Annotated in this window: 1 protein-coding gene; it reads right to left on the bottom strand. The window is 71.7% G+C overall.

Features of this window, described 5'->3' with window-relative positions; translation table 11 throughout:
• Nucleotides 1-332 precede the first annotated feature (332 nt).
• The coding region (locus VIB55_RS11655; RefSeq protein ID WP_331876835.1) for an N-acetylmuramoyl-L-alanine amidase at nucleotides 333-1,723 on the bottom strand (1,391 nt) is incomplete at its 5' end.

The raw sequence follows: 1,723 nt of genomic DNA, 5'->3' as shown, positions 1-1,723 counted from the left end.
CAGAGTGGGCGAGGGGGTACACTTTCGCGTATTTGGTGCGCAACGATGAACCACGCTCCGGTCGCGCCACACGGCCGATCCGGCGCCAAAGCAAGCCAGTCCACGAAGGTGGACTTCGTGTGGTCGTTGCAGCGAATTCATTCGCCCGTCCCGGACCCGGCCTCGGTCTCCGTGACCGCTGCCGCGCCCTGGCTTGTTCCCCTTCCGCCGCTAGATCCTTCGCCCCGCAAGGCATGGTGTGCGGGCCAGTCCTGTGCGCCTGGGGCTCAGGATGACAGGCCTTGGCGCGGCCCGGAAATTACTCACGCACTCACGCACTCACGCACTTCCCGTCACCGCTGCGCGCGCCCCTCCAGGAACGCGCGGATCGCGCGGAAGTGCGCGGCGGCGATGCGCTCGTGCACTGCGGGGTCGCGAAGCGCCGCCTCCTGCTGCGGGATCATCAGGAACATGGTTTCGGTCAGCACCGACGGCATCCACGTGGGCCGGGTGAGCGCCAGGTCCGCCCGGGCGATCCCCAGGTCGCGCAGGCCGATCTCCGCCAGGATCTCCTCCTGCATGTGGCGCGCGAGGTCCAGCGACTGCGGCTGGTTGTAGAACACCGTGGTCCCGTTGTTCTCCCACGGGTTCACCCCGTCGGGGAACGCGTTGTTGTGCACGGAAACCAGGAGGTGCGCATCCTCTGCCGTCGCGCGCAGGGGGCGCGCACCCAGCTCTACTGCCTGCGCGTCGGGCCGCGTCTCCAGCACCTCCGCGCCCGCCTCGCGGAGCATGCGAACCAGGTGCTTGCTGATGGCCAGGTTCGCCTCGGCCTCCGTAAGCCCCGTCGGGCCGATGGCGCCGCCGGGCGGATGGCCCGCGTCGATGGCGATGCGCAGCGCTCGCATGGGCATGCGCGGATCGATGCGCGGCGGGCGGCGGACGCGGACCACCAGCGCGCCGGACTCGTCCCAGAACGTGCGCCACCCCCACACCCGTTCGGCCAACTCCAGCCGCACCGTGTAGAGGTCGTCGCGCGGCTGATTCCATTCCGCCCGCTTCACCAGCGGGTCGGCGTAGCCGTAGTGCAGCCAGTTGGTGCGGCTCTCCGCGCCGTAGACGCTGATGGTCAGCGCGTCGTCCTCGGCCCGCACCTCGAACGGCAGGCGGTCGGAGGTGGAAAGCCGCACGTCGATCCACCCCGGCGCGGGGTCCAGCCGCACCGCGCCCACCGTTCCCGCCACCGCCGGCGCGCCGGCGGGCTCCAGCCGCAGGTCGCCCACGGGCACCCACACCGACTGGTCGCCCGAAAGCCTCACGCGATACGCGCCCTCGCGCTCGCCGGTGATGGTGAAGCGGGTGCCGTTGGGAAAGCTCCAGTGATACGGGGTGCCGCTCCCCGGCAGCGCCGTGCCGATCACCATCCCGTCCGGCCGGGCGGAGGCGGCGACGCCCGTCCGCGTTTCGCCCGCGCGCAGGACCGCCGCGGAAAGCTCCAGCGGCTCGCGCACCGTGCGCCCGTCCAGCACGTACTCGATCATCGCCGTTCCCGCGCGCCCGCCCGAACCCGCCAGCGTGGGCGCGCGCACGGCGGTGTCGCGCGCGGCCAGTGGCTGCGAGAGCGCGAAGCTCCCCCCGTACTCGGTGAACTCGCGCGGCACCGACGTGCGGTCCTGCATGAAGCCCTCGTCGCGCTCCACCGTCCGGCGCTCCACCAGCGGAACCGAGCTGCCATCAGGGAAGA

The organism is Longimicrobium sp. (assembly GCF_036554565.1).
In the GTDB taxonomy this organism is placed as follows: Bacteria; Gemmatimonadota; Gemmatimonadetes; order Longimicrobiales; family Longimicrobiaceae; genus Longimicrobium.
The sequence above is the reverse complement of the archived record's forward strand: the minus strand, read 5'-3'. Positions and strand labels throughout refer to the sequence as shown.